General features: G+C 72.0%; 25 protein-coding genes. 15 read left to right on the top strand and 10 right to left on the bottom strand.

The window, feature by feature from the left end:
• Window positions 1-16 precede the first annotated feature (16 nt).
• Genes ACWEVP_RS22175 through ACWEVP_RS22160 form a run of 4 tightly spaced genes read left to right on the top strand, consistent with a single transcriptional unit; the run spans window position 17 to window position 4,474 of the window.
• Complete coding sequence (locus tag ACWEVP_RS22175) at window positions 17-1,282, top strand: ABC transporter substrate-binding protein (protein WP_452064459.1); 1,266 nt, start codon at window positions 17-19, stop codon at window positions 1,280-1,282.
• A complete protein-coding gene (locus ACWEVP_RS22170) occupies window positions 1,282-2,202 on the top strand; it encodes a carbohydrate ABC transporter permease (RefSeq protein WP_452064458.1) in 921 nt (306 codons plus the stop codon). Before ACWEVP_RS22175 ends, ACWEVP_RS22170 begins: the two co-directional genes overlap by 1 nt.
• Before the next feature lie 8 nt (window positions 2,203-2,210).
• Window positions 2,211-3,095, top strand: a complete 885-nt coding sequence (locus ACWEVP_RS22165; RefSeq protein ID WP_452064457.1) for a carbohydrate ABC transporter permease — start codon at window positions 2,211-2,213, stop codon at window positions 3,093-3,095.
• Window positions 3,096-3,112: 17 nt separating this feature from the next.
• Complete coding sequence (locus tag ACWEVP_RS22160) at window positions 3,113-4,474, top strand: GH1 family beta-glucosidase (protein WP_452064456.1); 1,362 nt, start codon at window positions 3,113-3,115, stop codon at window positions 4,472-4,474.
• A 3-nt stretch (window positions 4,475-4,477) separates the two neighbouring features.
• On the opposite strand, the gene ACWEVP_RS22155 is transcribed toward ACWEVP_RS22160, so the two are convergent.
• Window positions 4,478-6,274, bottom strand: a complete 1,797-nt coding sequence (locus ACWEVP_RS22155) for an AMP-dependent synthetase/ligase (protein ID WP_452064455.1) — start codon at window positions 6,272-6,274, stop codon at window positions 4,478-4,480.
• Window positions 6,275-6,401: 127 nt separating this feature from the next.
• On the opposite strand from ACWEVP_RS22155, the gene ACWEVP_RS22150 reads away from it, so the two are divergent.
• From ACWEVP_RS22150 to ACWEVP_RS22120, 7 genes are all read left to right on the top strand, one after another.
• Window positions 6,402-6,812 carry a polyketide cyclase / dehydrase and lipid transport gene (locus ACWEVP_RS22150; RefSeq protein ID WP_452064454.1) on the top strand — a complete coding sequence of 137 codons (411 nt, stop codon included), beginning with the start codon at window positions 6,402-6,404 and terminating at the stop codon, window positions 6,810-6,812.
• A gap of 10 nt (window positions 6,813-6,822) precedes the next feature.
• Window positions 6,823-7,617 carry a metallophosphoesterase family protein gene (locus tag ACWEVP_RS22145; protein WP_452064453.1) on the top strand — a complete coding sequence of 265 codons (795 nt, stop codon included), beginning with the start codon at window positions 6,823-6,825 and terminating at the stop codon, window positions 7,615-7,617.
• Between the two features lie 27 nt (window positions 7,618-7,644).
• Window positions 7,645-8,079, top strand: a complete 435-nt coding sequence (locus ACWEVP_RS22140) for an SRPBCC family protein (RefSeq protein ID WP_086678751.1) — start codon at window positions 7,645-7,647, stop codon at window positions 8,077-8,079.
• Between the two features lie 4 nt (window positions 8,080-8,083).
• A complete protein-coding gene (locus ACWEVP_RS22135) occupies window positions 8,084-9,211 on the top strand; it encodes an ArsA family ATPase (RefSeq protein ID WP_452064452.1) in 1,128 nt (375 codons plus the stop codon).
• The gene (locus tag ACWEVP_RS22130; RefSeq protein ID WP_452064451.1) at window positions 9,208-9,612 is read left to right on the top strand and encodes a hypothetical protein; all 405 of its coding nucleotides are present in this window, start codon (window positions 9,208-9,210) and stop codon (window positions 9,610-9,612) included. Before ACWEVP_RS22135 ends, ACWEVP_RS22130 begins: the two co-directional genes overlap by 4 nt.
• Before the next feature lie 15 nt (window positions 9,613-9,627).
• The gene (locus ACWEVP_RS22125) at window positions 9,628-10,566 is read left to right on the top strand and encodes an ROK family protein (protein ID WP_452064685.1); all 939 of its coding nucleotides are present in this window, start codon (window positions 9,628-9,630) and stop codon (window positions 10,564-10,566) included.
• A gap of 662 nt (window positions 10,567-11,228) precedes the next feature.
• On the top strand, window positions 11,229-12,071 hold the full coding sequence (locus ACWEVP_RS22120; protein WP_452064450.1) for an NUDIX domain-containing protein: 843 nt from the start codon (window positions 11,229-11,231) through the stop codon (window positions 12,069-12,071).
• On the opposite strand, the gene ACWEVP_RS22115 is transcribed toward ACWEVP_RS22120, so the two are convergent.
• The 3 genes from ACWEVP_RS22115 to ACWEVP_RS22105 are packed head-to-tail and all read right to left on the bottom strand — an operon-like array spanning window position 12,068 to window position 14,511.
• Window positions 12,068-13,207: a glutamate--cysteine ligase gene (locus tag ACWEVP_RS22115; protein ID WP_452064449.1), complete on the bottom strand. Its 1,140-nt coding sequence runs from the start codon at window positions 13,205-13,207 to the stop codon at window positions 12,068-12,070. The two genes, ACWEVP_RS22120 and ACWEVP_RS22115, sit on opposite strands and share 4 nt — an antisense overlap.
• A gap of 12 nt (window positions 13,208-13,219) precedes the next feature.
• Entirely contained in the window at window positions 13,220-13,747 is a 528-nt protein-coding gene (locus ACWEVP_RS22110; protein ID WP_452064448.1) for a hypothetical protein, read from the bottom strand.
• Entirely contained in the window at window positions 13,744-14,511 is a 768-nt protein-coding gene (locus ACWEVP_RS22105) for an alpha/beta hydrolase (RefSeq protein ID WP_452064447.1), read from the bottom strand. The genes ACWEVP_RS22110 and ACWEVP_RS22105 overlap by 4 nt, the downstream gene beginning before the upstream one ends.
• Before the next feature lie 209 nt (window positions 14,512-14,720).
• Between ACWEVP_RS22105 and ACWEVP_RS22100 the strand changes: the two genes are divergently transcribed.
• Both ACWEVP_RS22100 and ACWEVP_RS22095 read left to right on the top strand, forming a co-directional pair.
• Window positions 14,721-15,482: a lysophospholipid acyltransferase family protein gene (locus ACWEVP_RS22100; RefSeq protein WP_452064446.1), complete on the top strand. Its 762-nt coding sequence runs from the start codon at window positions 14,721-14,723 to the stop codon at window positions 15,480-15,482.
• 20 nt (window positions 15,483-15,502) lie between these two features.
• A complete protein-coding gene (locus tag ACWEVP_RS22095; protein ID WP_452064445.1) occupies window positions 15,503-15,991 on the top strand; it encodes a polyadenylate-specific 3'-exoribonuclease AS in 489 nt (162 codons plus the stop codon).
• A gap of 165 nt (window positions 15,992-16,156) precedes the next feature.
• Here the strand turns inward: ACWEVP_RS22095 and ACWEVP_RS22090 are convergent, their stop codons facing one another.
• Window positions 16,157-17,239 (bottom strand): 3-deoxy-7-phosphoheptulonate synthase, encoded by a 1,083-nt coding sequence (locus ACWEVP_RS22090; RefSeq protein WP_452064444.1) that lies wholly within the window; start codon window positions 17,237-17,239, stop codon window positions 16,157-16,159.
• Between the two features lie 282 nt (window positions 17,240-17,521).
• On the opposite strand from ACWEVP_RS22090, the gene ACWEVP_RS22085 reads away from it, so the two are divergent.
• Window positions 17,522-18,547, top strand: a complete 1,026-nt coding sequence (locus ACWEVP_RS22085) for a 6-phosphofructokinase (protein ID WP_452064443.1) — start codon at window positions 17,522-17,524, stop codon at window positions 18,545-18,547.
• A 53-nt stretch (window positions 18,548-18,600) separates the two neighbouring features.
• Here ACWEVP_RS22085 and ACWEVP_RS22080 read toward each other — a convergent pair whose 3' ends face one another.
• The 4 genes from ACWEVP_RS22080 to ACWEVP_RS22065 form a co-directional block, all read right to left on the bottom strand.
• Entirely contained in the window at window positions 18,601-19,425 is an 825-nt protein-coding gene (locus ACWEVP_RS22080) for a CU044_5270 family protein (RefSeq protein ID WP_452064442.1), read from the bottom strand.
• The gene (locus tag ACWEVP_RS22075; RefSeq protein WP_452064441.1) at window positions 19,418-19,987 is read right to left on the bottom strand and encodes an RNA polymerase sigma factor; all 570 of its coding nucleotides are present in this window, start codon (window positions 19,985-19,987) and stop codon (window positions 19,418-19,420) included. The genes ACWEVP_RS22080 and ACWEVP_RS22075 overlap by 8 nt, the downstream gene beginning before the upstream one ends.
• Before the next feature lie 65 nt (window positions 19,988-20,052).
• The gene (locus ACWEVP_RS22070) at window positions 20,053-21,489 is read right to left on the bottom strand and encodes an aromatic amino acid ammonia-lyase (RefSeq protein ID WP_452064440.1); all 1,437 of its coding nucleotides are present in this window, start codon (window positions 21,487-21,489) and stop codon (window positions 20,053-20,055) included.
• 35 nt (window positions 21,490-21,524) lie between these two features.
• Complete coding sequence (locus tag ACWEVP_RS22065; RefSeq protein WP_452064439.1) at window positions 21,525-21,998, bottom strand: group II truncated hemoglobin; 474 nt, start codon at window positions 21,996-21,998, stop codon at window positions 21,525-21,527.
• Window positions 21,999-22,063: 65 nt separating this feature from the next.
• Between ACWEVP_RS22065 and ACWEVP_RS22060 the strand changes: the two genes are divergently transcribed.
• Window positions 22,064-22,405, top strand: a complete 342-nt coding sequence (locus ACWEVP_RS22060) for a winged helix-turn-helix transcriptional regulator (RefSeq protein ID WP_452064438.1) — start codon at window positions 22,064-22,066, stop codon at window positions 22,403-22,405.
• Between the two features lie 6 nt (window positions 22,406-22,411).
• Here the strand turns inward: ACWEVP_RS22060 and ACWEVP_RS22055 are convergent, their stop codons facing one another.
• Window positions 22,412-22,720, bottom strand: a complete 309-nt coding sequence (locus ACWEVP_RS22055) for an ArsR/SmtB family transcription factor (RefSeq protein ID WP_452064684.1) — start codon at window positions 22,718-22,720, stop codon at window positions 22,412-22,414.
• Window positions 22,721-22,832 lie beyond the last annotated feature (112 nt).

The raw sequence follows: 22,832 nt of genomic DNA, 5'->3' as shown, positions 1-22,832 counted from the left end.
GAACAACGGAGATCTCATGCGCCCGAAAACGACACCCCGCCTCGTCCTGGCGGTCGTCTGCGCCGCCGCCATGGCCCTGAGCGCCTGCGGCAGCAGCGACGCCGGCGGTGGCAAGGTCAAGCTGAGCCTCGGCCTCTTCGGCAACTTCGGCTACACCGATCTGATCAAGGAGTACCAGGCCGCGCACCCGGACATCGAGATCACCGAGCGGACCGCGTCCTACTCCGACCACCACAAGAACCTCGCCGCGCACCTGGCCACCGGCGGCGGCGCCGCGGACATCGAAGCGATCGACACCGGGTACGTCGCCCAGTTCAAGGCGAACCCCGACAAGTTCGTCGACCTCAACACCGTCGGCGGCGACAAGCTCAAGGACCGCTGGCTGGGCTGGAAGTGGGCGGCGTCGCTGGGCAAGGGCGGGCAGCAGATCGGCTACGGCACCGACGTCGGCGGCCTGGCCATCTGCTACCGCCGCGACCTGTTCGAAAAGGCCCAGCTGCCCGCCGACCGCGACGCCGTCTCCGCGCTCTGGCCGACCTGGCAGGCGTTCTTCGAAACGGGCAAGCGCTTCCAGGCCAAGGCGCCGAACGGCGTCAAGTTCATGGACGGCGGCCCGACCGTGCTCAACGCGATCGTCGGCCAGGCGCCGGTCGGCTACTACGACCAGAACGACCAGATCGTCGTCGGCAGCAACCCCGCGCTGCGCCAGGGCTGGGACCTCGTGGTCGACGCGGTCAAGGCGAACCTGAGCGCCGGCCTGCTCTACAGCACCCCGACCTGGAACACCGGCTTCACCCAGGGCCAGTTCGCCACCGTCACGTGCCCGGCCTGGATGATGACCAAGATCAAGGACCAGGCTCCGGACACCGCGGGCAAGTGGGACATCGCGAGCGTGCCCGGCGGGGGCGGCAACTGGGGCGGCTCGTACCTGACCGTGCCGAAGCAGGGCAAGCACACCAAGGAAGCCGCCGAGCTCGCCGCGTGGCTGACCGCGCCCGAGCAGCAGGCGAAGGTGTTCACCAGCAAGGGCCTGCTGCCCTCCACACCGTCGCTCTACGACGACCCGAAGATCACCGGGTACACCAACCCCTTCTTCAACAACGCCCCCGTCGGCAAGCTGTTCACCGACGCGGCCAAGAAGCTGAACCCGCAGTACCAGGGCCCCAAGGCCGGCGACGTGCAGACGGAGTTCGGCAACGCGATGCAGCGCGTCGAGCAGGGCAAGCAGGACGGCGCGGCGGCGTGGGACCAGCTCGTCGGTGACGTCTCGAAGCTGAAGTAATGGCACTCACCTGGGCCGACCGGCGGCACAAGTGGGACGTCAAGCTGTCGCCGTTCGGCTTCATCAGCCCGTACTTCCTCATCTTCGGCGTCTTCGGGCTGTTCCCGCTGCTGTACACGGCGTTCGTGTCGCTGCAGAAGCGGAACCTGCTCGACGCCGAGGGCGCGACGTTCATCGGCTTCGGCAACTACCAGCAGCTGCTGTTCCACGACCCGTACTTCTGGAACGCGATGGGGAACACGGTCAGCCTCTGGCTGCTGACCACGATCCCGCAGATCCTCTTCGCGCTCGGCATCGCGCACCTGCTCAACCGCAGGCTGCGCGGGCGGACGCTGTTCCGGATGGGCATGATCCTGCCGAACATCACCTCGGTGGCCGCGGTGACGATCATCTTCGCGCAGCTGTTCGGCCGCGACTTCGGCCTGGTCAACTGGGTGCTGAGCTGGTTCGGCGCCGGCCAGGTCGACTGGCAGGCCGGTACGGCCAGCTCGCACACCGCCATCGCGGCGATGGTGGTGTGGCGCTGGACCGGCTACCACGCGCTGATCTTCCTGGCGTCGATGCAGGCGATCCCGTCGAGCATGTACGAGGCCGCGACGCTCGACGGCGCCCGCGGGTGGCAGCAGTTCTGGCGGATCACCGTCCCGCTGCTGCGGCCGCAGATCATCTTCTCCACGGTGATCGCGACGACCGGGAACATGCGGCTGCTGGCCGAGCCGCTGCTGTTCAACCCCGGCACGGCCGCCGCCACCGGTGGCTCGGACCGGCAGTTCCAGACCGCCGCGCTCTACCTCTACGAGCAGGGCTTCACCAAGTACGACTTCGGCTACAGCTCGGCGATCGCGCTGATCCTGGCCGTCGCCACGATGCTCGTCGCGGGCCTGTCGTACCTGGTGACCCGGCGCATCCAAACGGACTGAGGAGCGACATGACCACCGTGCTGACCTCGGCACCCGCCGCGGCGCCGAGCCCGCCCGGCCGGGCGCGGCGGCTGGTCCGGCGGGCCACGAGCCCGTGGACCTACGCCGCGCTGATCGCGATCCTGGCCGGTTCGGCGTTCCCGGTGTACTGGTCGTTCGTCGTCTCCTCGCAGACGACGGAGGCCGTCGGCAGCGTGCCGCCGGTGCTCGTCCCCGGCGGGCACCTGTTCGAGAACATCGCCCGCGTCTTCGACGAGACGGACTTCGCGCTGGCACTGGGGAACTCCCTGATCGTGGCGGGCACGATCACCGTCTCGGTGGTGCTGTTCTCGACGCTGGCCGGGTTCGCCTTCGCCAAGCTGCGCTTCCGCGGGCGGACCCTGCTGCTGCTGATCGTGGTCGCCACCCAGGCGATCCCGACCGAGCTCGGTGTCGTGCCGCTCTACATGATGATGGCCGACTTCGGGTGGGCCGGGCAGCTGCAGGCGGTCATCGTGCCCGGCCTGGTCACCGCGTTCGGCGTGTTCTTCATGCGCCAGTACTTCGAACGCGCGCTGCCGCTGGAGCTGCTGGAGGCCGGGCGGATGGACGGCTGCGGCTCGCTGCGGCTGTTCTGGCACGTCGCGCTGCCGGCGGCCCGCCCGGCCGCGGCGGTGCTCGGCCTGTTCACCTTCATGCAGGCGTGGAACGACTTCTTCTGGCCGCTGGTCGTGCTGGTGCCGGAGAACCCGACCGTCCAAACGGCACTGTCCACACTGGCCAGTGGCTACACCACCGACTACACGCTCGTGCTCACCGCCGCGACCATCGGCACCGTCCCCGTCCTGCTCGTGTTCCTGCTGTTCGGCCGCCAGATCGTCGGTGGCATCATGCAGGGCGCGCTCAAGGGCTGACCCTCCCGGAGCTCACTGTGACCACCAGCTTCCCGCCCGGCTTCCGCTGGGGCGTCGCGACCTCGGCGTTCCAGATCGAGGGCGCCACCACCGCGGACGGCCGCGGACCGTCCATCTGGGACACCTTCGCCGCGGTCCCCGGCGCCGTGGCAGGCGGCGACACCGGCGAGCCGGCGGCGGACCACTACCACCGCTGGCGCGAGGACCTCGCCCTGCTCGGCGAGCTGGGCGTCGACTCCTACCGGTTTTCGGTGTCGTGGCCGCGGGTCCAGCCGGACGGGCGCCGCTTCGAGCGCCGCGGTCTCGGCTTCTACCGCCGGCTCGTGGAAGCGTTGCGGGAGCAGGGGATCGAGCCGTTCCTGACGCTGTACCACTGGGACCTGCCGCAGGCACTGGAGGATTCCGGCGGGTGGCGGTCCCGCGACACGGCGCACCGGTTCGCCGAGTACGCGTCGCTGGTGCACGAGGAGCTGAGCGACGTCGTCGACCACTGGACGACGTTGAACGAGCCGTACCCGTGCGCGGTGGCGGGCTACGGCGAAGGCCGCCACGCGCCGGGCGCGCGCGAGGGCCACGGCGCGCTCGCCGCCGCGCACCACCTGCTGCTCGGGCACGGCCTGGCGGTCCAGGCGATGCGGGGCCAGGCGACGCCGCAGCACCAGTTCGGGATCGTGCTCAACCAGTCGCCCACGGTGCCGGTGACGGACTCGGCGGCGGACACCGCGGCGGCGGCCCGCCAGGACACGCTGCTGCGCCGCCAGTTCACCGACCCGCTGTTCGGCGGCCGGTACGCCCCGGGCCTGGCGGCGATGTTCAGCGGCGTCTCGGACTTTTCGTTCCGGCTCGACGACGACCTCGAGACGATCGGCGCGCCGCTGGACTACCTGGGCGTCAACTACTACTACCGGCTGCACGTGGCGGACGCGCCCCACCGCGAGCCCGACCCGGCACAGCGCACGGTGACGGACATCGGGGTGGACACGACGCGGCTGCCGGACGTCCCGCGCACGGGCATGGGCTGGCCGGTCGAGCCGGAGGGCCTGACGGAAGCGCTGGTGGGCCTGCACAACCGCTATCCGGGGTTGCCGCCGATGTACGTGACGGAGAACGGCTGCGTGTACGCGGACCGAAGCGACTTCGCGGACTACGAGCGCATAACGTTCCTGAGCGAGCACATCGAGGCGGCCCGCACGGCCGCGGCGGCGGGAGTCGACCTGCGGGGGTACTTCTGCTGGTCACTGCTGGACAACTTCGAGTGGGCCCACGGGTACAAGCACCGGTTCGGCCTGGTGCACGTGGACTACGCGACGCAGGCTCGCACGCCCAGGTCGAGCTTCCGCTGGTACCGCGACTTCGTCACGGCCCAGCGGCTCGGGTGACGCTTACTTCTTGTAAAGGCTTTCGATGTCGTTCGCGTAGTTCTTGGTGACCACGTTGCGCTTCAGCTTGAGGCTCGGCGTGATCTCCCCGCCCGCCTCGGTGAAGTCGTTGGCCAGCACCGTGAACTTCTTGATCGCCTCGGCCTTGGACACCGACTTGTTCGCCTCGTCCACCGCGGCCTGGATCTCCGCGAGGAGGTCCGGGTCCGCGGCGAGATCCGCCACGGAAGCACCCTCCGGCTTGCCGTGCTGGGACTTCCACGACGGGAAGTACTCCTCGTCCACCGTCACCAGTGCCGCGATGAACGGGCGCTGGTCGCCGACCACCATCGCCTGGCTGACCAGCGGGGCCGCCTTGATCGTGTCCTCGAGGCCGGACGGGGCGACGTTCTTGCCGCCCGCCGTCACGATGATCTCCTTCTTGCGGCCGGTGATCTTCAGGAAGCCGTCGGAGTCCAGCTCGCCCAGGTCGCCCGTGTGGAACCAGCCGTCGGTCAGCGCCTCGGAGGTCGCCTGGGGGTTGTTGTAGTACGCCCGGAACACGACGTCGCCCTTGAGCATGACCTCGCCGTCGTCGGCGATGCGGACCGACGTGCCGTTGACCGGCTTGCCGACCGTGCCGACGCGGAACGCCGTCTGGGTGTTGACGTTCGCCGCCGCGGACGTCTCGGTCAGGCCGTAGCCCTCGAACACCGGGACGCCGATGCCGCGGAAGAAGTGCGCCAGCCGCGCACCCAGCGGCGCGCCACCCGACACCGCCGCGACGCAGCGGCCGCCGAGGGCAGCGCGCAGCTTGCCGTAGACGAGCTTGTCGAACGCCAGGTGCTTGAGCTTGAGCCCGAGCCCGGGGCCGCCGGTGTCCTGCGCCTGGCTGTACTCGACCGCGACCGCCTCGGCGGCGTCGAAGATCTTGCCCTTACCGTCGCCGTGCGCCTTCTGCTTCGCCGAGTTGTAGACCTTCTCGAACACGCGCGGCACGGCGACGACGAACGTCGGCCGGAACGTGCCCAGGTCGGCGACCAGGTTCTTGACGTCCGGGGTGTGCCCGAGGGTGACGCGGGCGGTCAGCGCGGTGACGGCGATCGCGCGGGCCAGCACGTGCGCCAACGGCAGGAAGCACAGCAGCGAGTTGCCCTGCTCCATCAGCTGCGGGAACGCTTCGATGTCGGCGCGGATCTCGGCCAGCAGGTTGCGGTGGGTCAGCTCGACGCCCTTGGGGCGGCCGGTGGTGCCCGAGGTGTAGACGATGGTGGCCAGCTCGTCGGCGCTGACCTCGCGGCGGCGCTCGTGCAGCTCGTCGTCCGACAGCGACGCGCCCAGCGCGGCCAGCTCTTCGACGGCGGGGGAGTCGCCCTCGATCTGCCACGTGTTGTCCAGCTCGGTGAGCCGGTCCCGGATCTCGTCGACGGCCGCGCGGTGGGCGTTCGTCTCCACGAACACGCCCTTCGCGGCCGAGTCGGAGAGGATCCAGTAGACCTGCTCGGGGGAGGACGTGTCGTAGATCGGCACGGTGACCGCGCCCGCCGCCCAGATCGCGAAGTCGATCAGCGTCCACTCGTAGCGGGTCTTCGACATGATCGCGACCCGGTCGCCGCGGCCGATCCCGGCCTTGGCCATGCCCTTGGCCACGGCCAGCACCTGGCCGGCGAACTCCTTGGCGGTGACGTCCAGCCAGGTACCGTCGACCTGGCGGCGGAAGCTCACCACGTCCGAGAACCGCTCGGCGTTCGCCCAGACGACATCGGACATGTTTTCGTCGTCGGCCACCGGCTTCCCGGCGGGAGCGCTGTATTCGCGCACGTGGACCTCCGTGTTCAACGCGTGCGGCGGGCGACACCGCTGTTACCCGCCAGTCAACTTAGCGTGGTGAGCACCTTAAGACCATGCTGATCGACCCCGCACGGCGAGGGCGTGACATTCTTCGCACGTGAACGCACCGCCCGCCATCGACGTCGTCGACGAGACGTTCCTTGCGGTCCCGCCGTCCACCGTGGCCGCCGTTTTCGCCGATCCCCGGTCGTGGACGCGCTACTGGCCCGACCTGGTCCTGGAGGTCTACACCGACCGGGGCGACAAGGGCCTGCGCTGGACCGTGCGCGGCGCGCTCGTCGGTACGATGGAGGTCTGGCTCGAGCCGGTGCTCGACGGCACCCTGCTGCACTACTTCCTGCGGGCGACGCCTGCTGATGCGGCCGGGGCGCCCCGTGCGCTGGCGCCGCGCGACCTGCGCCGGGAGTTCGACCGGCGGGCCCGCTCGGCGAAGGGGATCGCACTCGGGCTCAAGGAGATCCTGGAGGACGGGCGCGAGCCCGGCGTTCCTCCGCGAACGGACAGCTAGGGGGCCAGGGGTGCGGGTACACGTCGTCTCGGACGTGCACGGCAACGCGGACGCGCTGAAGCGGGCCGGGGACGGGGCCGACGCCCTGGTCGTGCTCGGCGACCTGGTCGACTTCGTCGACTACCGCGACCACGAGAAGGGCATCATGGGCGCCCTGTTCGGCGCGGAGAAGGTGGCCGGGTTCGCCCGCCTGCGCCGCGAGGGGACCCGTGACGAAACCGTTGCCTACTCGCGCGCGCTCTGGGCGAGCCTCGACGACCCCGCCGGCGCCGTCGACGAGGCCATCCGCACCCAGTACGCGGCCCTCTTCGCGGCGATGACCGCGCCCACCTACGCCACCCCCGGCAACGTCGACACCCCGGCGCTGTGGCCCGAGTTCGCCGGCGAGGGCATCCAGGTGCTCGACGGCGAGGTGGCCGAGATCGGCGGCCTGCGCTTCGGGTTCGTCGGCGGCGCGCTGCTGCCCGACGGTGTCGTCCCGCGTCCCCGCAAGGGCGCCGCCTGGCGGCCCTACCTGCGGGATCGTGCGGACTACGACGCGAGCGTGGCCGAGCTGACCGACGTCGACGTGCTCTGCACCCACGGCCCGCCCGCCCTGCCGGAGCTGACCTACGACGTCGTCGCCCGCCGCAGCGAGATCGGCTCGACGGCGCTGCTGGAGCTGATCCGCGCCCAGCGGCCGCGCTGGTCGGTGTTCGGCCACGTCCACCAGCCCCTGGCGCCGCGCGCCCGGGTCGGCCTGACCGAGTGCCGTAACGTGGGTCACTTCAAGGAGACCGGGCAGCCCTACGTGCTGCGCTGGTGACCGGCCGCGGCGGCTACGCTTCGTCCCATGGCCGAGCAGTCCACACAGTCCATCGAGGTCGACGCCGAGCCCAGCCGGGTGATGGCCGTGATCGCCGACTTCCCCGCGTACCCGGAATGGGCCAAGGCCGTCCGGCAGACCGAGGTCCTCGACACCGACGGTGACGGGCGCGCCAAGCAGGTCAAGCTCACCCTCGACGCGGGCCCGATCAAGGACGTCTACACCCTCGAGTACGACTGGGACGGTGACGGCCTCGGCGTCAGCTGGCACCTGGTCAAGGGCCAGATGCAGAAGGCGCAGAACGGCCGGTACGCGCTGGAGGACCTCGGCGGCCGGACGCGCGTGACGTACACGCTGTCGGTCGAGCTGGCGCTGCCGATGATCGGGCTGCTGCGCCGCAAGGCCGAGAAGATGGTCATGGACACCGCGCTCAAGGAGCTGAAGAAGCGGGCCGAGGGGTAGCCGCGTGCGGATCCTGCTGTTCACCGGCAAGGGGGGTGTCGGGAAGACCACGCTGGCCGCGGCCACCGGCGCCGCCCTCGCCGCCCGCGGCAGGAAGACCCTCGTCGTGTCCACGGACCCGGCGCACTCGCTCGGCGACGCGTTCGGGCACACCCTCGGCGCCGAACCGTCCGAAGTGGACGCTCTGCTGTCGGGGGTGCAGATCGACTCGCGCACCCTGGTGGACACCACCTGGCACCGGCTGCGCGCCGAGCTGCAGTCGGCGTTGTCCGGCGCCGGCCTCGACACCTTGGACGCCGAAGAGCTCACCGTGCTGCCGGGTGTCGACGAGCTGCTCGCCCTCACCGAGGTCCGCCGGCTGGCCGAGGAAGGGCCGTGGGAGACCATCGTCGTCGACTGCGGGCCGACGGCGGAGACGCTGCGGCTGCTCTCCCTGCCCGAGGCCGTCTCGGGCTACCTGACCCGCGTGTTCGGCCGCCGCGTCACCGACTCCGTGCGGCGGCTCGGCGCCCACCTCGACGGCCTGCGCGCGCTGCTCACCGAGCCGTCGGTGACGACGGTCCGGCTCGTGCTGACGCCGGAGCGGGTGGTCGTCGCCGAGGCGCGGCGGACGCTCAGCTCGCTGGCCCTGCGCGGGATCGCCGTCGACGGACTGATCGCCAACCGGCTCATGCCCGCGCCCGGGTTCTGGCGCGGCGGGGCCGCGTCGTGGCTGCGCACCCGCCGGACGCAGCAGGACGCCGTGCTGGCCGAGCTCACGAAAGCCGGCTTCGCAGCGGTGTCGCGCGTCGAGCACCGGGCCGTGGAGCCGGTCGGGCTGCCCGCGCTGCTGGAGATCGCCACCGAGCTCTACCGCGACGGCGACCCCCTCGAAGGCGACGGGACCCCCGTCACCCCGCTGCTGCGCGTGCGGCCGGCGCCGGCCGGGTACACCCTGCGCATCGCGATCCCGCTGCGGCGGGACGCCGAGGTCGACCTCGCCCGCGTCGACGACGACCTGGCGATCACCGTGGACGGCTTCCGCAGGCTCATCGCCCTGCCGGAGTCGCTGCGGCCGTGCCGGATCACCGGCGCGGAATCCGACGCCGACGGCCTGGTCGTGCACCTGGCCGGGAACCGGGGACGCGGGTGAGCGAAGAGGACGAGGCCGCCGGACCGCGGCTCGCGGAGGAGATCCGCCTGCTGGCCGAGATGGTCGTGGAGAAGGCCGCGCCGTGGCTGGAAGGCGTCGTCGCCGCCGGTCACGGGGACCCTGACCAGGCGAAAGCCGACGGCTCGGCGTGCGGCTGGTGCCCCCTGTGTGCGATCGTCGCGGTGGTGCAGGGTGAGCGCCCGGAATTCGTCGCCCGCTTGCTGGAACAGCTGGCGCAGCTCGTGGCGTTGCTCCGGGCGGTGCTCGCGGACCGCTGGGAACCGGACGAGGGCGTGCACATGCCCGGGTTCCGGCCCGCGCCGCGGCCCCCGGCGGACGCCTCGGCCTCGGTGCGGGTGCAGCACATCACCGTCCGCAGGCGAGACGAGTGGGAGAGCTGAGTGCGGACGATAGGGGTGGACGTCGGCGGGACGAGCGTCCGGGCCGGCGTGGTGGACGAGCGCGGCTCCCTGCTGGACACGGCGCGCGTCGCGACGCCGAGCGAGGAAGGCGCGCTCGAGTACGCCATCGCGGGCGTGGTCGAGGACCTGCGCAACCGGCACGACGTGGCCGGGGTGGGCCTGGCCGTGGCCGGGTTCGTGGCGCGCGACCGCCGGTCGGTGATGTTCGCGCCGCACCTGGCCTGGCGCGGCGCGCCGGTCGCGGACCGGATCGAGAAGCGCGTCGGCCTGCCGGTGCTGCTGGAGCACGACGTCAACGCGGCGATGGTGGGCGAGCACCGCTTCGGCGCGGCCCGCGGCGCCCACGTGGCGGCGCTGGTGGCGCTGGGCACGGGCATCGGCGCGGGCCTGCTGCTGGACGGTCAGCTGTTCCGCGGCGCGTACGGCGTGGCGCCCGAGCTGGGCCACCTGACGGTGGTCCGCGGCGGCCGGCCGTGCCCGTGCGGCAAGTACGGCTGCTGGGAGCGCTACTGCAGCGGAACGGCGCTGGCGGCGACGGCGGTGGAGCTGCTGGCGCGCCACCCGGGCCGCTCGACGGTGCTGGCCCCGCAGGTGGCGGGCGACCCGGGCTCGGTGACGGGCCGCCGGGTGGCCGGCGCGGCGCGGGACGGCGACCCGATCGCGCAGCTGGCGATGGCGGAGCTGGCCAAGTGGCTGGGCGAGGGCCTGGCGCTGGTGGCGGACGTGTTCGACCCGGAGATCATCGTGATCGGCGGGGGAGTGTCGGAGTCGGCCCCGCTGTTCCTGGACGAGGCCCGCGAGCACTACGCGGGCGCGATCACGGGGGCGCGGTACCGCCCGCTGGCCCGGATCAGGACCGCGCACCTGGGCGACGACACGGCGATCGTGGGCGCGGCCGCGCTGGCGTTGGAAGCGGCCAAGACCCCGGTCTGACCTGGTTTGCTCCTCGCCGCGTTGTGGATGGTGTTCGGCGCTCGGAGGCTTGCCCGGCCGGAAGTGTCGGTGCCTCCCGGTAACGTGGGAATCGGGGGGGCGGGGCCGCGAAGGTCGCCCACTTCTCCGGTGGCTGGACTCTTGGGCGGCCGACCCGCTCCGGCGGCTGGCTTGTTCGGCGGTCGGGCTCTTTGGTGGTTGGCCTGGTAGGCGGCTGGCTTTGTTCGGCGGCTGGGCTCTCCGGTGGCCGGCCTCTTGGGCGGCCGACCCGCTCCGGCGACTGGCTTGTTCGGCGGCCTGGCTCTCCGGTGGCTGGCCTCTCGGGCGGCCGACCCCTACCGGCGGCCGACGCCTCCGGCGGCCGGTCCGTCGGCGGTCTCTCCAGGCCGTCGCCGACTCCATCGGCGGTCTTCGCCGCCACCCCGCTCGCCCATTGTGACTACGGCCGGCGGCACCGCGTCAAGGCGGGAAAGATGCCTTGACCCGGCGCCGCCGGCCGTGTTCTGGCTTCGGATCGGGGTTGCGGGGGTGTGGGCCCCGTCCTGTTCCGGTCTGTCTGCTGCCGCGGCCTCTCCCGCGAGCTCGTTGCCGACGGCCGCTCGAAGCGAGCCCCGACTTCGCGGAGAGGTGATCCTCGGCCGACCTGTGACAGGCTGGACGGCGTGAGTGCCCCTTCCGCGAGCGTCTTCGTCACGTGTTCCCGCGGGCACCTGCACTGGGGCCGCTACGGCGCGGCCGGGCTGCTGCTCGTCGACCCCGCTCGCGGTGTCCTCCTCCAGCGCCGGGCCTGGTGGGTGCACCACGGCCGCACCTGGGCGCTGCCCGGCGGCGCCATCGAAGCCGGCGAGACGGCGAGAGGCGCCGCCGCCCGGGAAGCGTTCGAAGAAGCCTCCGTCCCCGCCGAGGCGTTCCGCGCGGTCTCGGCCTCCGTGGTGGACCATGGGGAGTGGAGCTACACCACCGTGCTCGCCCTCGCCGACGGCGCCGAGGCGCGGGTCGCCAACACCGAAAGTGCGGAGGTGCGCTGGGTGGACCCCGACGACGTGCCCGGCTACCGGCTGCACCGCGACTTCGCCGCCGCCTGGCCCGCCCTGCGCGACCGCGTCGGGCAGGAGCTGGTCCTGGTGGTCGACGCCGCCAACGTCGTCGGCTCGCGGCCGGACGGCTGGTGGCGCGACCGCCACGGCGCCGCCGAGCGCCTGCGCGACCAGCTCGCGAAACTCGCCGAAGCCGGCGTGCCCGACCCCGGTGACCCCGCCGTGTCCTGGTGGCCCCGGATCATCCTGGTCGTCGAGGGCAAGGCCAAGCACGTCCAGGGCGTCGCCGGTGTCGAAGTCGTCGCCGCGGACACCGACGGCGACTCGAAGATCGTCGAGGTCGTCGCGCAGCAGCAGGCCAAGGTCCTCGTCGCGACGGCCGACCGGGAGCTGAAAGGGCGCGTCGAAGCCCTCGGCGCGTCGATCCTCGGCCCCGGCACCCTCCGGTCGCAGCTCGACGAGCTCTAGTCTTTCGCGATCCCGTCGCGCATCTCGGCGACCAGCGACGCCATCACGGCCTTGAGGCTGCCCTTGTGCGCCTCGGCGACCGCCCGCTGCCGCCGGTAGCTCGGCCCGTACTTCAGGATCGTCTCGACGTCGCGCAGCTCGGCGACGCAGTCCAGCCGCCGCGCCACCGGCTCCAGGCGGTCCAGCAGGTCGGCGACGTCGTCGGTGACCAGCCGTTCGCGCCCGGCCGCGTCCAGGATGACGATCGCGTCGGTGCCGTAGCGGGCCGCGCGCCACTTGTTCTCCTGGACGTGCCACGGCGGCAGCGTCGGGAGGATCTCGCCGTCGTCGAGGCGCTCGCTGAAGTCGTCGACCAGGCACTGCGTCAGCGCCGCGATCGCGCCGACCTCCTCCAGCGTCGGCAGCCCGTCGCAGACGCGCATCTCGATCGTGCCCAGGTGCGGGGCCGGCCGGATGTCCCACCGGATCTCCGAGAAGTGGTCGATCACGCCGGTGGTGAACATGTCCTCGACGTAGCTCTCCAGCTCCGCCCACTTCCGGAACTGGAACGGCAGCCCGGCCGTCGGCAGCTGCTGGAACATCAGCGCCCGGTTCGACGCGTACCCGGTGTCCTCGGCGCCCCAGTACGGCGACGACGCCGAAAGCGCCTGCAGGTGCGGCGCGTAGTTCAGCAGCGCGTCGAGGATCGGCAGCACCTTGTCCCGGTGGTCGACCCCGACGTGGATGTGCACGCCGTAGATCAGCATCTGCCGTCCCCACCACTGGGTCCGGTCGATCAGCTTCGCGTACCGCTCCTTGTCGGTGACCTTCTGCTGGTACCAGTTCGAGAACGGGTGCGTCCCGGCCGAGAACATCTCCACGCCGAGCGGGTCGGCGACGCCGTGCAGCACGTCGAGCGACCCGGCCAGGTCGGCCTTGGCCTCGGCGATCGTGCCGCAGACGCCGGTGATGACCTCGATGGTGTTGAGCAGCAGCTCCTGCTTGATCTTCGGGTGCTCGGCCGCGCCGTCGGGCCGGACGGCCTCGAGGATCCGCTCGGCGACCGAGGACAGCTCACCGCTGCGCCGGTCGACCAGGCCGAGCTCCCATTCCGCGCCGACGGTCGATCGCCGCGAAGGGCTGAACTCGATGTGCATCGCTTCGGCGGGTCAGACCTGGGCGCCGTTGCTGGGGTCGGCGCCGGGCGGCGGCCCCTGGCGCACACGCAGCAGCAGCAACGCGATCGACGTCGCGAGCGCGAGGATGCCCAGCGGCGTCGCCACCGTCGGGCCCACGCCGATCGCGCCGGGCAGGATCAGCAGGAACAGCCCGGCCAGGAACAGCAGCAGGATGAGGAACGCGCCCATCTTGGGCCGCGGCAGCGGCGGCGGCTCCGGCGGGACGTAGTGCTCGTCGTCGCCCGCCGGGTCGTCGGAGAACATCGTCGTGTCCCACGACGTGCCCCCGGACCGCCAGCCCGGCTCCGGCGGGGTGTCCGCGGCGGGCGGCTCCACGGGCCGGTCGGGCGCGCGGCGAGGCTCGCTCTCCGCGGTCCGCGCCGGGCCCGCCTTGTCCGCCGTGCCGGCGGTGTCGGCGGTGTCGTCTTCGGGGAGCCCGAACCCGTCGGCGCGCAGGTCGGCGACGATCTCGGCGAACGTCGCGTCGACGTCCTCCGGTCCGTCCTTCCCCCGGCTCATGCGGTCTCCTCGGGCTGTGCGGCGTGCGTCTTCGCGAACTCGACGCTACGCGTGAAGATGACCTCGGCGTCGTTGTCCTGCGTCGCGACGTGGTAGCTGTTCTCCAGCACGACCTCGGTGACGTCGGTGCTCGAGACGCCCTGCAGCACCAGCTGCGAGTTCACCGGCTCGACGACGTGGTCCACCGAAGAGTGCAGCAGCAGCACCGGCTGCGTCACCTTGGCCAGGTCCGCGCGCACGACCGCCCACAGCTTGGCCAGGCTCGCCGCGGCCCGCACCGGCGTGCGCGGGTAGGCCAGCTCCGTCTCGCCCGGCTTCTTGATGTCGTTCGCGATCGCCGGTACCGACGGCACGATCCGGCCCAGCACCGGCAGCAGCCGCGTGTCCCACTTCAGCCGCGTCACCGACGGGTTCACCAGGACGATCCCGGCGATCCGGTCGCCGAACTCCTCGGCCAGGCGCAGGGTGAGCGTGCCGCCCATCGACAGGCCGCCGACGAACACGGTCTTGCACGTCGCGAGCAGCGCCAGCAGCGCCTCGCGGACGGCGCCGTACCAGTCCTCCCACGTCGTGCGGTTGAGATCGGGCCAGCGGGTGCCGTGGCCCGGCAGCAGCGGGCAGCGCACCGTGAACCCGGCCCCGGCCAGGTGGTCACCCCAGGCCCGCATGCTCGCCGGGGTGCCGGTGAACCCGTGGCAGAGCAGGAACCCGGTCTCGGCCGAACCGGTGTGGCCGAACGGTTCCGCGCCGGCGAGCACGCCCATGCGATCGCCTTCCGTGTGAGCGGTGGATTCGTCCATGCTCTCACGGCTCGCGGGCGTTGTGGGGGTCCGGCCGGGCCCGGAATTCCCTGTGAGATCGATCGCCCCCGTGGGGTAACCGGGTGGTCTCCGTTGTGCGGCGGCCATCGGGGTTCGTAGGCTGTCCCGCGCGGGTGAATGGGGCTGAGCTGCGATGGAGGACTGAGGCACCGGTGCTGTACTGGCTCATGAAGTGGGTATTCATCGGACCGCTGCTCAAGACGCTGTGGCCGACCAAGGTCGTCGGCGCGGAGAACATCCCCGAGAGCGGCGGCGCGATCCTGGCCGGCAACCACCTCGCGGTCGCGGACTCGTTCTTCATGCCGCTGCGGGTCAAGCGCAAGGTGACCTTCCCGGCCAAGTCCGAGTACTTCACCGAGCCCGGCTTCAAGGGCCTGCTCAAGAAGTGGTTCTTCACCGGCGTCGGCCAGTTCCCGATCGACCGCTCCGGCGGCAACGCGGCGCAGGCCGCGCTCGACACCGCGACCCGGCTGGTCAAGGACGGCCACCTGCTCGGCATCTACCCCGAGGGCACCCGCTCCCCGGACGGCCGCCTGTACAAGGGCAAGACCGGCGTCGCCCGGATCGCCCTGGAGTCCGGTGGCGTCGTGGTCCCGGTCGCGATGATCGGCACCGACAAGGTCAACCCGATCGGCTCCAAGATGTGGTGGCCGCGCCGCCTCGAGGTCCGCTTCGGCAAGCCCCTCGATTTTTCGCGCTACGAGGGTCTGGCCGGTGACCGGTTCATCGAGCGGTCGATCACCGACGAGATCATGTACGCGCTCATGGAGCTCTCCGGCCAGGAGTACGTCGACATCTACGCGGCGAAGGCCAAGGAACTGCTGGCCGCCGAAGCAGCCGGGGTGAAGCCGTCGGTGCCGGCTCAACCGTCCTCGCGGGACGCGGCCCGGGTGCCGGAATCCAAGGTCGGCTGACGCACCACTAGGGTTCACCGGTGCGTTTTTTCTACGACACCGAGTTCATCGAAGACGGCGTGACGATCGACCTGGTTTCCATCGGTGTCGTCGACGAACGGGGCCGCGAGTTCTACGCGGTGTCGACCGAGTTCGACCCGTCGAAGGCGGGCCAGTGGGTGCGCGACAACGTCCTGGACAAGCTCCCGTCGCCGGCCGACAAGGCGTGGCGCAGCCGCGAGAAGATCCGCACCGACCTGCTGGAGTTCTTCGGCAAGCCGCCGGGCGGCATCGAGCTGTGGGCCTGGTTCGCCGCGTACGACCACGTGGCGCTGGCCCAGCTGTGGGGCCCGATGCCGGCGCTGCCCCGCCAGCTGCCGCGGTTCACCCGTGACCTGCGTCAGCGCTGGGAGGACGCCGGGAAGCCCAAGCTGCCGTCGGCCCCCACGGATCAGCACGACGCGCTGGCGGACGCGAAGCACAACCTGGCCCGCTGGGAAGTCATCGACGAGTACTTCCACCGCCGCTGACGCCCGGCTCGGATCGGCCTGGTCCGGTGACCGCGCCCGGCACCGAAGCGGCCCCGGCCTGGGCGGCACGAACGGGCCGTTCGCGCCGCCGCTCGGCGGACTGCCCGGAATTGTCGGGGGTCCCCGGTAACGTGAAAACCGGGGGACCCCCGGGCCGGGGACCTCTCAGCGGCGCGCCCGCACCGCCGCGGCCAGCTCGTCCAGCAGCGGAGCCGTGTCGTCCCAGGCCAAGCACGCGTCGGTGATCGACTGCCCGTACGTCAGCTCGTCCGCGTGTCCCAGCGAAAGGTCCTGCCGGCCCGCCGCCAGGAAGCTCTCCATCATCAGCCCCGCGATCCCGCGCTCACCCGCGCCGATCCGCTCGGCCAGCTCGCGGACCACCGAAGCCTGGCGCACGTGGTCCTTGCCGCTGTTGCCGTGCGAAGCGTCGATGATCACCCGCTCCGGCAGGCCCGACTTCGCCAGCCGCGCCAAGGTGTCCGCCACCGTCGCGGCGTCGTAGTTCGGGCCGCCGCTGTGGCCGCGCAGGATCACGTGGCAGTCCGGGTTGCCCGTCGTCGTCAGCAGCGCCGCCAGCCCGTCGGTGTTGATGCCCGGGAACACGTGGCTCGCCGCCGCCGCGCGGGTCGCGTCGACCGCCACCTGCACGTCGCCCTCCGTCGAGTTCTTGATGCCCACCGGCATCGACAGCGCGCTGCACAGCTGGCGGTGCACCTGGCTCGCCGCGGTCCGAGCGCCGATCGACCCCCACGTCACGATGTCGGAGATGAACTGCGGCGTGATCGGGTCGAGGAACTCGCACCCGACCGGCAGGCCCAGCTCGGAGACGTCGATCAGCAGCTTGCGCGCCATCCGCAGGCCCTTGTTGACGGCGAACGTGCCGTCGAGGTCCGGGTCGTTGATCAGGCCCTTCCAGCCCAGCGTGGTGCGCGGCTTCTCGAAGTACACGCGCATCACGATGTGCAGGTCGTCGCGCAGTTCCTCGGCCTTCGCGGCGAGCCGGCGGGCGTAGTCGAGCGCGGCTTCCGGGTCGTGCACTGAGCACGGGCCGACGACCACGAGCAGCCGGTCGTCCCGGCCGTCGAGGATGTCGACCGTTTCGGTGCGGCCCTGCCGCACCACTTTGGCGACGGCGGCGCCGGCGGGATGGTCTTCGCGCAGCAGCGCGGGCGAAATGAGCGGACTGATCGACTTCGTGCGGGCGGCGTCGAGGTCACCGATGGTGGCTGGTCCGGCGGAGAGCGTCATCGCGGGGGTGGTCCTTCCTGGTGGACACCGACCCGCGGAGGATTCGCCGAGCCGGTTTCGAGATCCGGCTCGGGGTGGAGGTCAGCGCAGGTTCACGCCGCCGTGCCCACCCGGGGCCGGCTTCGTAAACCAGAAATAGCGCTGCACGGCGCCAACGTAGCACACGCCGGAGCCGGACCGATCCGGCAGGTGGTCCGGGCTGCACCGATCAAGACGTTTGCCGCTACGCTGGCTCTCGACGAAATGTGACTGTCATCTCCACAGAACAAACGGAGGCTTCTCATGCGTGTCGGTGTGCTGACCGGCGGCGGCGACTGCCCGGGTCTGAACGCGGTGATCCGCGCCGTGGTGCGTAAGGGCATCGAGGTGCACGGCTGGGACTTCGTGGGCTTCCGCAACGGCTGGAACGGCCCGCTCACCGGCGACAGCCGTCCGCTGGGGCTCAACGACGTCGAGGACATCCTGACCCGCGGCGGCACCATCCTGCGGTCGTCGCGCACCAACCCGTACAAGGTCGACGGCGGCGTCGACAAGATCAAGCAGGTCCTCGCCGACCAGGGGGTCGACGCCCTGGTCGCGATCGGCGGCGAGGACACCCTCGGCGTCGCGAAGCGGCTGACCGACGACGGCGTCGGCGTCGTGGGCGTGCCCAAGACGATCGACAACGACCTCGGCGCCACCGACTACACCTTCGGCTTCGACACCGCGGTCTCCATCGCGACCGAGGCGATCGACCGGCTGCACACCACGGCCGAGTCGCACCACCGCGCGCTGGTCGTCGAGGTCATGGGCCGGCACGCCGGCTGGATCGCGCTGCACTCCGGCCTGGCCGGCGGCGCGAGCGTCATCCTGGTGCCGGAGAAGCACTTCAACGTCGACCAGGTCGTCTCCTACGTCGAGAGCCGCTTCGAGAAGGAGTACGCGCCGATCATCGTCGTCGCCGAGGGCGCGCTGCCCGAGGGCGGCGAGGAGAAGCTGCTCACCGGCGAGAAGGACGCCTTCGGGCACGTCCGCCTCGGCGGCATCGGCACCTGGCTGGCCGACGAGATCGCCCACCGCACCGGCAAGGAGTCCCGCGCGGTGGTCCTGGGCCACGTCCAGCGCGGCGGCACCCCGACGGCGTACGACCGCGTCCTGGCGACCCGCTTCGGCCTGCACGCGGTCGACGCGGTGGCCGACGGCGACTTCGGCGTGATGGTGGCGCTGAAGGGCACGGACATCGTCCGCGTGAAGCTGTCCGAGGCGACGGCCGAGCTGAAGACGGTCCCGGCCGAGCGCTACCAGGAAGCCGAAGTCTTCTTCGGCTGAGTGCTTCCGCCGAAGGGCCGCCCCGGGGAAGCCCGGGGCGGCCCTTCGCGCGTTCAGGGCCGTTGCCGCACCGCGTCGACGATGCCCTGGCTCACCACCGCGCCCATCCCGGAGCCGAGGTAGGCGAAGGTGACCGGGTCGAACAGGAACTCGTCCTGGTTGCCGATCCCGTGCTCGGTGGTGCTGTCCCAGGTGATGCCGAGGACGGCCCGGCCGGTGGCGTCCTTCGCGTCGGTGCGGGCGACCAGGCCGGGCACCTTCGCCACGGCCTCGTACAGCGCGGCCCGCACCGCCGGGCGCAGGTAGCCGCCTGCCAGGTCCACGACCTCGGTGCCGAGGTCGTGCAGCGTGTCGCCCTCGCCGTAGGTGCTTTTGTGCAGGTAGGCGAGCATGGCGTCGGCGTCCGTGGGCAGGTCCGCGGGGGCGGCGGGGTGCGGCACGCACCGGCTCTTCCCACCGCGGCACCCCGCGACGAAGGTCTCGTGGCCGAAGAGGAACGACAGCCCGTCGTGGGTGCCGTCCACCGACGCCCACGTCTCGTTCTCCCGGCCGTCCGCGAGCCTTGTCTTCGTGTAGACGAACTGGTCCGGCCGCGGGACGACGTCCGGCAGGGCGCGCGCCTTCGCGGCCGCGGCGTGCAGGATGCGCACCGGTTCGGGCTCGGGCGGCGGCGGGACCGCGGGCTCGGCGGGCGCGAGCACGACGACCCCGGCGACGGCCGCGGCCAGCCCGGCCGCGGTGACCGACCCCCAGAGCACCCGCCGCGGCCGAGGACGAGCCGCGGCGGCGAGCAGTTCGGCCCGCTTCCGGGCCAGGTCACCGGCCGCCGGCAGGCCGGCGGGACCGGCGAAGTCGCGCAGCAGCTGCATCTCATCCATGGGTGGAGACCTCCTCGGGCGCCAGCGCGGCGCGGACCTTCCTGCGGGCCCGGTTCAGGCGCGACCGGACGGTGCCGACCGGGATGTCCAGCGCCGCGGCGACCTCGTCGTAGGCGAGACCTTCCCAGGCGATCAGCAGCAGGACGTCGCGATCACCGCGCGCGAGCCCGGCCAGCGCGGCGGCGAGCCGGTCGTTCATCGCCTGCGCGCTCACCCGCGCGGCCACCCGGTCCGCGTGCCCCTCCTGGACGGCGGGCGGCCCGAGCGCGGCACGCAGCCGGTATTCGCGCGCCTCCTCGCGGCGGCGCTTGCCGACCAGGTTGGTGGCGATGCCGTAGAGCCACGGCCGCGCGTCCGGGAAGGCCGGGTCGTAGCGGCCACGGCCGGTGAAGGCGGCCAGGAACGTCTCGCCCATGACGTCGTCGGCGAGCTCGCCGCCGAGGCGCCGGGCCAGGTACCGGTGGATGTGCGCGGCGTGGCGGTCGAAGACCGCCGCGAACCGCTCGGGGTGCCGCAGCGACGACGCGATGATCTCCGCGTCGGCCGCTCCTGGTGAACTCATGAACCGCCTGCCTGTCGTCCGCCGCCTGCTGCCCTTATTGGCGGATCGGGCGGTTCGGGTTCACGCTAGATGCGGGCCAGCTCCTCCAGCACGCCCACGGCGGCGGCGATGTCGTCGGTCAGCGGCCGGTCGTCGACGCTCTCGTCCAGCACCGAGGACGCCGCTTCGAACGCGTCGCGCACCGGCAGGTCCACCAGGTCGGCTTCGCGCATCCGCAGCGCGCGGACCGCCGCCACCAGCTCGCACGCCAGCACCTGCTGGTAGGCCTGGCAAGCCGCCGTCGCCGCGCGGGCCGCCTGCGTCGAGAAGCTCGCGTGGTCCTCGATCCCGCGCGAAACGACCGCGGTGCCGAGCGTCGCCGGGAGCGCGGCCTGCCGCAGCTCCGTCAGCGCGTCGTGCGCCACGTACTCCAGGATCATCACGCCGGAGCTGCCCGCCGGGCCCGCCGCCAGGAACGGCCGCAGCCCGGTGAACTCCGGCTCGACGAGGTCGCCGAGCCGCGCCACCGACAGCTCCGCCACCTGGTGCACGGTCGCGCGCGCCTGGTCCAGCGCCGTCGACACGTACGCCGTGTGGAAGTGCGCGTGGTGGTAGGCGTCGCCGTGCACGGTCGAGATCATCGGGTTCTCGGTGCTGGCGTTGATCTCCACGGCGAGGACGTCCCGCAGGTAGTGGATCGCGTCCAGCGCCGGGCCCTGCACCTGCGGGAACGCCCGCAAGCCGAACGGGTCCTGGATCCGCCGCCCCGGCTTCGGCGTCTGGTGCATGCCCAGCAGCCGCCGCATTTCCGCGGCGCACGCGACCTGCCCGGCGTGCGGACGCGCTTCGTGCACCGGCGTCGCGTACGCCTCGGGGTTGCCGTCGAGCGCGACGTACGTCAAAGCCGCGATGGCGTGGCTCGCGCGCGTCAGCGTGTCCAGCCGCATCGCCGCGAGGGTCGCTTCGGCGAGCGTCGCGGCGTTGCTGCTCATGAACGCCAGCGCGTCGCCCGCGTGCACCGGCACCGGCGGGACGTGCCCGCCGACCAAGGCGCGTTCCCCGGTGAGCGCCAGCGCGGTCTCGGCCAGCGGCGCCAGGTCTCCGGTGCCGATCGCGCCGAGCCGGTGCACCAGCGGCAGCGCGCCCGTGCGCACGGCTTCGCCCAGCGCGCCGATCAGCTCGGGGCTGATCCCCGAACGCCCGGCGAGGAGCTGGTTGAGGCGGATCAGCATCATCGCGCGCACCTGGCCGGGCGGCATCTCGTCGCCGCTGCCGCCCGCGTGGCTGCGCAGCAGGCGCAGGCCGTGCTCGCGCGAGCTCTCGACGGTGTCGTCCTTGTTGGCGCCGACGCCGGTCGTGCGGCCGTAGACCACCCGCCGCGTGCTCAGGTCCTCGGCGAGCTTCCACGCGTGCTCGGCGGCGCGCAGCGCGGCGATCGAGACGTCGATACCCAGCGGGCCTTCGGTGCGCGCCGCGGTCACGACGTCGGCGCACCTGAGGGTCCGGCCGTCCACCCGGATCAAGGGCAGCCTCCTTTCGAGCTGCCCTCACTATGCGGCTAGGACGCGGGTGGCTGCCAGGGCGGCATCGGCCAGTCCCAGCGCGGCACGGGTTCGTGCGGGTTCGGTTCGGCACCGGGCGCGGAGAAGACGACGGCCAGCCGGCTGCCCCATTCGAGGTAGCCGGCGAACGCGGCCCGGAACTCGGGATCGGCGGGCAGGCCCGCCTCGTCGGCGGCGTCGAGCAGCAGGTTCACCCACCGGCGGCGCTGCTCTTCGGTGATGCCGCGGCCGAGGTGGCGCCCGACCATGTGGGCGTGGCCGCCGCGGCTCGCGGAGTACTCGGCCGGCCCGCCGAAGACCTCGCCGAGCCACACCGCGACGTGCTTCGGGTGCTCCGGGTCCATGCCGCGGAAGACGGGTTCGAGCAGCGGATCTTCCAGGACGTGGCCGTAGAAGATCGTCAGCAGCTCCACGAGGGCCTCGTGGCCGCCTGCCCAGTCGTAGAGGGTGGGGGGTTCTGGCACGATCACCCGGACAGGCAACCAGCGGCGGCCCCGGCGGGGCAACCACGTACTTTCCGGTGCGTAGGAGCGAGATGAAGCGGTACCACTGCGCGACGGAGCTGGCGGTCGACCTGATCGGCGGCAAGTGGAAGCCGGTGATCCTGGCCCACCTCAAGGAAGGCGCGCACCGCTACGGCGAACTCCGGCGGCGCGTGCCGGGCGTGAGCGAGAAGATGCTGACCCAGCAGCTGCGCGAGCTGGCGGCGGACGGCATCGTGCGCCGCGTGGAGTTCGACGGGCGGGTGCCGCACGTCGAGTACCACTTGACGGAGGTGGGGGAGGAGCTGCGCCCGGCACTGCAGGCGCTGTACGAGTGGGGCGAGCGCCGCGCGGCCGAGCGCGGGCTCGCCTTCGACCCGCCTTCGGAGCCTTAGCCGGGGTCAGTGGGGGTCCGTTGCGTCGAGGCGGCGTTCCAGCGCGTCGAGCCGGTCCGACCAGAAGGCGCGGTAGGGCGCCAGCCACGCGTCGACCTCGGCCAGCGGTTCCGGCCGCAGCGCGTAGCACCTGCGCTGGGCCGCCACCCGGACCGTCACGAGCCCGGCTTCGCGCAGCACCCGCAGGTGCTTGGACACCGCGGGCTGGCTGAGGGACAGCTCGTCGACCAGCTCGCCGACGGACCGTTCGCCGTCGCGGAGCAGGTCCAGGATCGTGCGGCGGCGGGGTTCGGCCAGCACCTCGAACGTCTGCATCACCCCCGAAATGTGCTCCGCCGGGCATATTCCTGTCAAGGAATGCACGGGCCGACCACCGGGCTGCTTGGTCTGAACCATTGACCTAGTGGTCTAGTCCATTTACGGTGGT

The sequence above is a fragment of the Amycolatopsis sp. NPDC003865 genome (genome assembly GCF_053605345.1).
The sequence above is the reverse complement of the archived record's forward strand: the minus strand, read 5'-3'. Positions and strand labels throughout refer to the sequence as shown.